Raw genomic sequence first — 8,468 nt, 5'->3', positions numbered from 1 at the left:
CGCGAGGTCGCCTCGAAGCAGAACGACAAGGCCGGCGATGGCACCACGACCGCGACCGTGCTCGCGCAGGCGATCGTGCGCGAAGGCGCGAAGGCGGTCGCCGCGGGGATGAACCCGATGGATATCAAGCGCGGCATCGACCTTGCCGTGGCCACCGTCGTCGAGGACCTCAAGGCGCACGCCAAGTCGGTCGAGGCCAACAGCGAGATCGCCCAGGTGGCGACTATCTCTGCGAATGGCGATGAGGAAGTCGGCAAGATCCTCGCCGAGGCGATGGAGAAGGTCGGCAATGAGGGCGTGATTACGGTCGAAGAAGCGAAGAGCCTGGCCACCGAACTCGAGACGGTCGAGGGCATGCAGTTCGACCGCGGTTACCTTAGCCCCTATTTCGTTACCAATGCCGAGAAGCTCAAGGTCGAACTCGACGACCCCTATATCCTCATTCACGAGAAGAAGCTGTCCAACCTGCAGGCGATGCTGCCGCTGCTCGAAAGCGTCGTGCAGTCGGGCCGACCGCTGCTGATCATCGCCGAGGATGTCGAGAGCGAAGCGCTCGCGACGCTCGTCGTCAACCGCCTGCGCGGCGGGCTCAAGGTCGCAGCGGTCAAGGCACCGGGCTTCGGCGATCGTCGCAAGGCGATGCTCGAGGATATCGCGGTGCTCACCGGCGGTAATGTCGTCAGCGAGGAGCTCGGCATCAAGCTCGAGAGCGTCACGATCAACATGCTCGGGCGCGCCAAGAAGGTAGTCATCGACAAGGATAATACAACGATCGTCGACGGCCTCGGCGCGAAGTCGGATATCGACGGCCGCGTCGCGCAGATCCGCCAGCAGATCGAGACCTCGACGAGCGATTATGACCGCGAGAAGCTGCAGGAGCGGCTCGCCAAGCTCGCCGGCGGCGTCGCGGTGATCCGCGTCGGCGGCGCGACCGAGGTCGAGGTCAAGGAGAAGAAGGACCGCGTCGACGACGCGCTCCACGCAACCCGCGCGGCTGTGGAAGAAGGTATTCTTCCCGGCGGCGGCATCGCGCTGCTTCGCTCGCTCAAGGCACTCGAAGGCCTGAAAGCCGCGAACGACGATCAGCAGTCGGGCATCGACATCGTCCGCCGCGCGCTTCGTGCGCCGGCGCGCCAGATCGCCGACAATGCCGGTGAAGACGGTGCGTGGATCGTCGGCAAGCTGCTCGAGAGCGAGGACTATGGCTGGGGGTTCAACGCAGCGACCGGCGAATATCAGGATCTCGTCAAGTCCGGCGTGATCGATCCCGCCAAGGTCGTGCGCACCGCACTGCAGGATGCGGCATCGGTCGCCTCGCTGTTGATCACGACCGAGGCACTCGTCGCCGAGTTGCCGAAGGACGATAAGACCGCGCCGATGCCGGCGATGGACTTCTGACGCTCGGAGGGCGGCGGGGCAACCTGCCGCCCTCACCCAACCGATGCACCGCAGAAATGGTCTAGAGCGGCTACGCCCTTTTCGGAGCGCGAGTGAACGATGAACAGCATCGTCAGCGCGCTGCGCTTCTTCTTCACGCACACGTTCGATCGCCCCATCTTGCGCGCAGTATCGGTGCAGCCTCGTTGGCAATCATTGGCCCCCGCACGCCGCGGGCGACCGCGGCGCTGGCGCCCCTTCCGACTTGCCCACTTTGCCTGGATGCCATGCTGCCTGCCCGACGCATGAACCGGACGGATCATGCCTTTAGAAATCCTTGAAACTTGCGCAAGGACGTCCGACTATCCGCGTGAGAGAATGGCAGAAACTTTAATGAGCCGCGACGCCCGTAGGAGCCATGGAGTCCCTTCTGAATGCGCGCGGGTCGATCAAGTCGAAGCCATTTGCAGGGGATGAAGCTCGCATGATTCTGGATATGCGTTGGCCGACGCCGCCGCTGGTCGGACCCTGGCACGAACTCGCCGAAGATGTGGCCGATGCGTTTCGCGGGGTGCTGGAGCGCGATGGCAGCTTTGCAAGCGCGGCATGTCCGCCCGGCGCGATCGGCGCGTTTCGCGTCCATCCGCTGCTATTCTGGCCGGACTGGATGTGGGTGGATGCGCTGATCGAGGAGACCGATGCAGCCTCGAAGGTCATATCCTTTCTCTACGGCCCTCACGGTCCGCATATACTCGATGGCACATCGCGCATCTTCCACGATGTCAACGATCTCATATCGATCCGGATCGAAAAGGCCGAGGCCGTGTGCGATTATCTGCGGGTGTTCTGCAGCGCCGTCCGGATGGAGGACAAGCCATTTTTTATCATCGAATCGCCCGGCCGGCTCCAGCAGCTCATCTACCCGTTCGACTTGCCTGAAAGCGCGGTCCCGCTCGCGAGGCCGCTGGAGGCCGTCCGCCAGCGCGACGGATGGAAAACTCACGCACTCGTTCTCTTCGGCGCTACGCTGTTCGAGGCGACCTTTCTGATCTCGACCTACGGCCTCGTCGACATGATCGACGACAAGCTGCTGACCGACGGTCTTCCCGATCATGCTATCCGGTTCGACGGGATATTCTATCGCCAGACCGGCGCAGGAGCATCGCAATGAGCGCCTTGGCCGACCAGTTCGGGGCAAAGACCCCCTCCACGCTCAAATTGCCCGAAACCATCGAAGGCGATGGCTTGCTCGTCGGCTGGTCGCTCGAGACCCGTCCCAGGCAGCGGCCGATCGGATTCAGCTTCGGCGCCGACGCAGGCGCGCCGGACCTTGCTGCGCGCCCCATACTTCTCGAAGGCGAGGGGCATTTGATCACCATCGCCCCGACTGGCGCTGGCAAGGGCATCGGCTGCGTGGTCCCGGCGCTGCTTCGGCACAAGGGACCCGCGATCGTTATCGACCCCAAGGGCGAGAATGCAGCGATTACCGCACGCCGTCGGCGCGAGCTCGGGCAGCAGGTTATCGTGCTCGATCCGATCGGAATTACATCCTTTCCCGGCGACTGTCTCAACCCGCTCGATCTGATCGATCCGCATTCGGCGACGGCCGTCGACGAGGCGCATGTTCTCATCGATCAATTGCTCGCATTTACCAATGACCGCGACAAATTCTGGCAGGGGCGCGCGCGCCAGTTGCTCGTCGGGGCGCTGTTTCACCTGCTGACCGATATGCCAAAGTCGGACCATAATCTGGGCCGGCTGCGGCAGATCGTGAACGGCGCAGCCGAGAGCAACGGGGCTTTGCTCGTCGAGGCCCTGGAAGGCTCGCGCCATCCCGAGGCGCGCAATACCGGCCAGCTCTTCAAGATCAGCGCACCGGAAACCCTTGGCGGCATCGTCGCATTTGCGCAGGAAGCGATCGACTTCCTGCGCGGGCCGTCGCTGCAACTGGCGACCGATCGTTCGAGCATCGATTTCGATGCGATCACGCGCGGCGACCCGATGACGATCTACATCGTCGTGCCTCCACACATGCTGGTATCGCACGGCCGCCTGCTGCGGCTCTGGGTCGGGTCGCTGATGACCGCGATCATGCGCCGGCGCGCCCGGCCTCCGCTTTCGACGCTGTTCATCCTCGACGAAGCGGCACAGCTTGGCACGTTCAACGAACTTCGCCAGGCCGTCACCCTGCTTCGCGGCTATGGCCTGCAGACCTGGAGCTTCTGGCAGGACGCATCGCAGCTAGAATTTCTGTATCCGAATGACTGGCAGACGATGGTCAATAATTCCAAGGTCGTGCAATGTTTCGGAGCCAATACGATGCTCGCCGCAACCACGATGAGCGGGCTCGTCGGGCACGAGGATCCCAATGGCGTTCTGGCGCTGCCACCCGATGAAATGCTCCTTCAGGTCGCCGGTGACGAAGCGGTCATTGCCAAGCTGCCCAATTATCGCTTCGACGCAGCCTTCAAGAGCTGCTTCGACGACAATCCCTTCCATAATCCGGAGATCGACCCGGTGGGCCTCCCGCGAACGCCGCTCACCGAATATATACGTCCGCCGCGCCCGCCCGCGCGTCCGACCTTGGCGCTGTGGGAATCGGTCGGCGAGCCCTCGAAACTTCACGCCGACATGGCCGCCCGCATATTGCGCTCGATTGCGACTTGAGAGAGCCACGAGGCATATATGACCGCTAAAAATGTGACTTCGTCAATTCGCAGATCGTTGCGAGAGGGAAACTGAGGATGGTCAGCGACAGTGAGCAGCCCGGCGGTCGCGTAATCGCTGCGCTCCGGCAATACGGCAGTTTCGTCAACGGCGCGCGCAGACGTCCCACCGTCCCGGGTGCGGATCTCGCGGCGTTCGTCCGGCAAAGAGCGCGCGGCGAAACGGGTGAGACGAGCGTCGTGAAGCTATCGGGCGTCGTGGTTCGCGGTTCGCTGGACCTCGGCGGTCTTTGCGAGAGCGAGGGCGAGAGCCGCCTGTTGGAACTTGTCTTTGAAGACTGCCACTTCGACGCGCCGATCATCCTCACCAACGCCAATATCCTGCGCCTCTCGCTCGAGCGATCGCAGCTGCAGCTGCTCGATGCGATTGGTCTGCGGACCCTTGGCAATGTCCACCTCGCCTCGGTGCGTGCCTTCACCGGTCAAGAGTGCATGATCCGACTGAGCCAGGCGACGATCGGAGGCGCGCTGAATGCCGAAGCGGCTCAATTGAGCGGTGTTCGGAGCGAAACAGGACGTGATTTCGCACTGCATTTGAACAGGGCGCATGTGACGGGTGGGATATTGGCATCACGTCTGCGCGCCAGGGGCGGCCTGCGCCTGCAATTTCTGCAGGTGGGCGCACCGATAGATCTGACCAAAGCCCGGCTGGCCGCCGGCGCCGAAGGCCTTGCTCTCAACGGCGAGGGCTTGCGCGCATCAGGCCTGTGGATCGACAAGACGGTCGCCGCGGGTCCCGTGGTGCTCACCGATGCGCGCATCGATGGCGCTGTTTCGGCCGCCCGCTTGCGCGTCCGGGCCGGCCGCCGCCGGATTGCGCTCGATCTGGCCAGCATGAATGTATCGGCCTACATCGACCTCAGCGACATTCGACTTGTCGACGCTCAGCCGTTCGATCGAGACGCGCTGCCGCTGTTGAGAGCGCCCCTGCTTCGCGCCGGCGCCGACGTCTATCTGAACGGCGCCAGCTTTCGGTGCAGTGCGTGGCAACCGGCCGCCGATCTTCGCTCGGCGCAGATCGAGGGCGAACTGGCACTTGGCAATTTGACCTTCAATTCGACGCTATGCCTGGAACAACTCAAATGTGCCGCCAACATCCAGCTCGGCATCGAAGACGGCAGCCGTGCGACGGGTCCTGTCGAAGCGCAAGGTGTCGAAGTCGGCGGCCGCCTGTCGATAAGCGGCGAAATCGAAGCCGGCGTCAATCTGCGATCGGGGATCGTGACGGGAAGCACCATGCTGTCACTCGGCCCGTCACGGGACTGGGTTCCCGCTGTCCAGGCAACCGGTTTCAGTTGTGATCAGGACATGGTCCTCGAGCTTCGCGACCCCGGCACCACAGCGCAGCTCGACGGGATGCGCATTCGCGGCAATCTTTATGTGATGGCGCAAGGCGACATGGCCAATGCGCATCTCGAGCGCGGCATCACCGAGGCCGTGAACGCCCCCGATCTCGAAATCGGCCGAAATATCGTCGTCACGGGCCGGGTTGCGGGATCGTTGAACCTGCGCCGTGCGCAGGTCAGGGGCGACATCATCTTCGGCAAGCAAGGTGAGCGAGTAGCCGGAGACCAAGGCCTTCGGATTTCATCCCTCGCCGCTCCTACCCGCATCGATCTGGCCGACGGGCAGATCGGCGGGCAGATACGGCTCTATGGCCGGATGAGCTATGCGATCGAGCTGTTTTGCGATGAGAATGGCACGCCCTCGGTCATGGATGTTCGGGTCGCGGAGCTGCCCTTCTATCCCGGCTGGACCTGCGCCGACATTATCTGGCAACGCAGCGGCCGGGCGATTTCCACGCCCTTGCTCTGGGACAACGACAACGCGATCGTCTTCCTGCGCGGCACGGCAACCGAAATCTACAATTTTAACGAATATCTCTGCCCGCCGCGCCTAACCCTGGACACCGTGCCGGCCTATGTCGCCTTCTTGACCGGAATGCTTGAAGGCAGCGAGGGCCGGATGCGGATCATAGAGCAAGACCCGCCGGTCGCTGACACCCTCGCCTGGGACGTCAGGTTAGCGCTCGCATATGGCGGCGCGCGCATCGACTGCAAGGCCAGGATTGACCAATCGGGCAAGCTTTCCTTTTCCGAGCAGTCCGTCAGCCAAATGACCGAACAGTCGAGCGCGGGAGAGTTCAAAGGCCCGCTCGGCCATCGATTTGCGGACCGGGCAGACGCTCTTGCTCCGCTTTTCGACGCCGATTGGACTTCGCTCGATGCCGTTCGCCGCGATCTGCTGGTGCGACAATGCATGTCCGCTGCATTTCCAGTCAGTGATCTGAGCGGTCTCGAATGCGCTGCTCTGAACGATCAGGACGGCGCGCTCTGGGGTGAGGATGCGAGACTTTTGCTCGAAGGCATTTCGGTTCGGCGATTTGTCGAGATGCGTGGGCGCGCGCTAGGCAATTCTACGTCGCGCCGCTTGTCCGGGATGCGGGACAGCCAGTCGGGCGCCACTGCCAGGGTGGCGTGGCTCGGCCGCCAGGTCCAGAGCCGCATCCAGGACTGGTCGCCCCAACCCTATGAGGCATTTGCGCGGGTCTATCGCTTGCATGGTTTTGCCGATGAGGCGAATATTGTGCTAGCCGAAAAGGCCCGCCGCGACATCAAGAAGCAGCGAAGTCGCATGTGGCCAGGGCTTCGCCAATTGTTCGGCCCGATCTATGAAGCCGCGCTGGTCACTTTCTGGGGTGGATTGTTCCGCTACGGGCTGTCGCCGACAAGAGCGCTTGCGACTTGCGCCGCCTTCCTCCTTGTCGGTTGGATCGGCGTCGAAGCAGCCAATCACGGGCAGCCACTTCCGATGCTCGGATTGGACTTCAGCGGCTCGGGTCCCCCTGCCCTCGAACTGTCTCTCACGCCTGTACAGGGCGTTGCGGTCGCAGGCGAGAATTCTCTGGGCATCGAGGTGGTGCCGGGCTCAGCGGTGCGAACGAGCATCCCTTGCGGTCAAGCCATCGACACCTGGATTTATGCCACCGATGTCTTCATCCCCCTTCTGGACCTGCGCGAAGAAGGCATCTGTTCAATTCGCTCCGATGCATGGGCAAGGCCCTGGCGGATCGCCAAAGCGGTGTACGCAGCGCTCGGCTGGCTGGTTCTCTCGCTCACCGTGATAACGCTTTCTGCGCCTCTCCGACGCAACACGGGCGAATAATCGTCGACAGCAATCCAGGGGGAGAAAGCAGGGCACGGCTCTTGTCGTCAGGGCCCATGTGATCAGCCCACGCGGGCCGATATGTATGGAGCTTAATTCCGGAAATGGACGCACGGTACTGGTTGCAAAGCGTAATGCGGCCATGTTCGGCTTGCAGGCGGATGCAGAAGGGCCGCAGTCGGGAGATTTCCAAGTTACCCCAAGGCGTTGACCTCCAGTCGACCTTCTGTTCACCGCGGACATGATTATGGACGGCGATCTCGGAATGCTTTTTTTGCACCGCTGGCTCATCCCGCTCGACTTGCGCAACGGTCACGGCTGGATCGTGCGAAATCCAGATGCCGGCCCCGCGCCGAGAGCGGCTCTGTCGACCACGGGTTCACCGTAAATCAGCATGCCAAGCTTTGCGGGAGAATTTCGATGCTGGCCAGCCGCTGAATGGTCGCTTCCGTCTCGCGCATGAAGCGAACGTACAAGTGAGACTGGCAACCCCGAGCGAGCGGTCCGACAGCGTCCGACGACGATCACCGGCGCCTTGCTTTGCGCTAGGCGGGGCGGTTGGCGAGGATTGCATCCAAAAGGCCGGGAAAGCGTTGCTCGAATTCTTTGCGGCGCAGCCTGTTGATCATCTCGCGACCGGCCTGGGTCGTCTCGATCAGGCCTGCGGCGCGCAGCAGCTTGAGATGGTTCGACAGCGTGCTCTTGGGAATCGAGTCGCACGGGGCAGCGTTGGTGCAGCTGAGCTGCTCGGTGCCGGCCAGGCGTCCGACCATGGCCAGACGGTTGGGATCGGCGAGGGCATGGAGCGCCAGCTCGAGCGGCACGTCTTCCAGCCTGGGATGGGTGAAGCGGGGCATAGGCACAATATAGGCCCGCGACGCAATTTTAATAGTTCGGGAATATTGAACTATTGGATTGACGACCCATCTTGTGCCTTGCCGGCAGCGCACGACGCCGTGATCGCGGGCATGATTGGAGAATTTACATGTCACTTCTGGGCAAAAAAGCGCTCGTCACCGGCGGATCGCGCGGTATCGGTTCGGCGATCGCCAAGCGCCTCGCGGCCGATGGCGCGGCGGTCGCGATCACCTATTCGGGAAACAAGGCGGCGGCCGACGAGACAGTAGCGGCGATCGAGCGCGCGGGCGGCACCGCCTTTGCCGTTCAGGCCGATGCCTCCCAGCCCGGGCCGCAGCGGGC

Annotated in this window: 6 protein-coding genes; 5 read left to right on the top strand and 1 reads right to left on the bottom strand. The window is 62.9% G+C overall.

Annotation, left to right across the window (positions count from 1 at the left end):
- The 4 genes from groL to ACT17R_RS17575 form a co-directional block, all read left to right on the top strand.
- Positions 1-1,398, top strand: a 1,398-nt coding sequence (gene groL / locus ACT17R_RS17590; protein WP_444810003.1) for a chaperonin GroEL, incomplete at its 5' end; no start/stop codon positions are given.
- 463 nt (positions 1,399-1,861) lie between these two features.
- Positions 1,862-2,548: a hypothetical protein gene (locus tag ACT17R_RS17585; protein ID WP_444810002.1), complete on the top strand. Its 687-nt coding sequence runs from the start codon at positions 1,862-1,864 to the stop codon at positions 2,546-2,548.
- Positions 2,545-4,044, top strand: coding sequence for a type IV secretory system conjugative DNA transfer family protein (locus ACT17R_RS17580; RefSeq protein ID WP_234181215.1), 1,500 nt, complete (start codon positions 2,545-2,547; stop codon positions 4,042-4,044). Before ACT17R_RS17585 ends, ACT17R_RS17580 begins: the two co-directional genes overlap by 4 nt.
- Positions 4,045-4,121: 77 nt before the next feature.
- Positions 4,122-7,268 (top strand): hypothetical protein, encoded by a 3,147-nt coding sequence (locus tag ACT17R_RS17575; RefSeq protein ID WP_234181213.1) that lies wholly within the window; start codon positions 4,122-4,124, stop codon positions 7,266-7,268.
- Between the two features lie 545 nt (positions 7,269-7,813).
- On the opposite strand, the gene ACT17R_RS17570 is transcribed toward ACT17R_RS17575, so the two are convergent.
- Positions 7,814-8,125, bottom strand: a complete 312-nt coding sequence (locus ACT17R_RS17570) for an ArsR/SmtB family transcription factor (protein WP_444810001.1) — start codon at positions 8,123-8,125, stop codon at positions 7,814-7,816.
- 128 nt (positions 8,126-8,253) lie between these two features.
- On the opposite strand from ACT17R_RS17570, the gene ACT17R_RS17565 reads away from it, so the two are divergent.
- Positions 8,254-8,468 (top strand): SDR family NAD(P)-dependent oxidoreductase (locus tag ACT17R_RS17565; RefSeq protein ID WP_444810000.1); only part of this gene is annotated, 215 nt, incomplete at its 3' end.

This window comes from Sphingopyxis sp. Q841, assembly GCF_052384365.1.
Taxonomy (GTDB): domain Bacteria; phylum Pseudomonadota; class Alphaproteobacteria; order Sphingomonadales; family Sphingomonadaceae; genus Sphingopyxis; species Sphingopyxis terrae_A.
The sequence above is the reverse complement of the archived record's forward strand: the minus strand, read 5'-3'. Positions and strand labels throughout refer to the sequence as shown.

Coding starts and splice junctions, on each gene's coding strand:
- ACT17R_RS17580 (WP_234181215.1), top strand. CDS start 2,545: ATGAGCGCCTTGGCCGACCAGTTCGGGGCAAAGACCCCCTCCACGCTC.
- ACT17R_RS17570 (WP_444810001.1), bottom strand. CDS start 8,125: ATGCCCCGCTTCACCCATCCCAGGCTGGAAGACGTGCCGCTCGAGCTG.
- ACT17R_RS17575 (WP_234181213.1), top strand. CDS start 4,122: ATGGTCAGCGACAGTGAGCAGCCCGGCGGTCGCGTAATCGCTGCGCTC.
- ACT17R_RS17585 (WP_444810002.1), top strand. CDS start 1,862: ATGATTCTGGATATGCGTTGGCCGACGCCGCCGCTGGTCGGACCCTGG.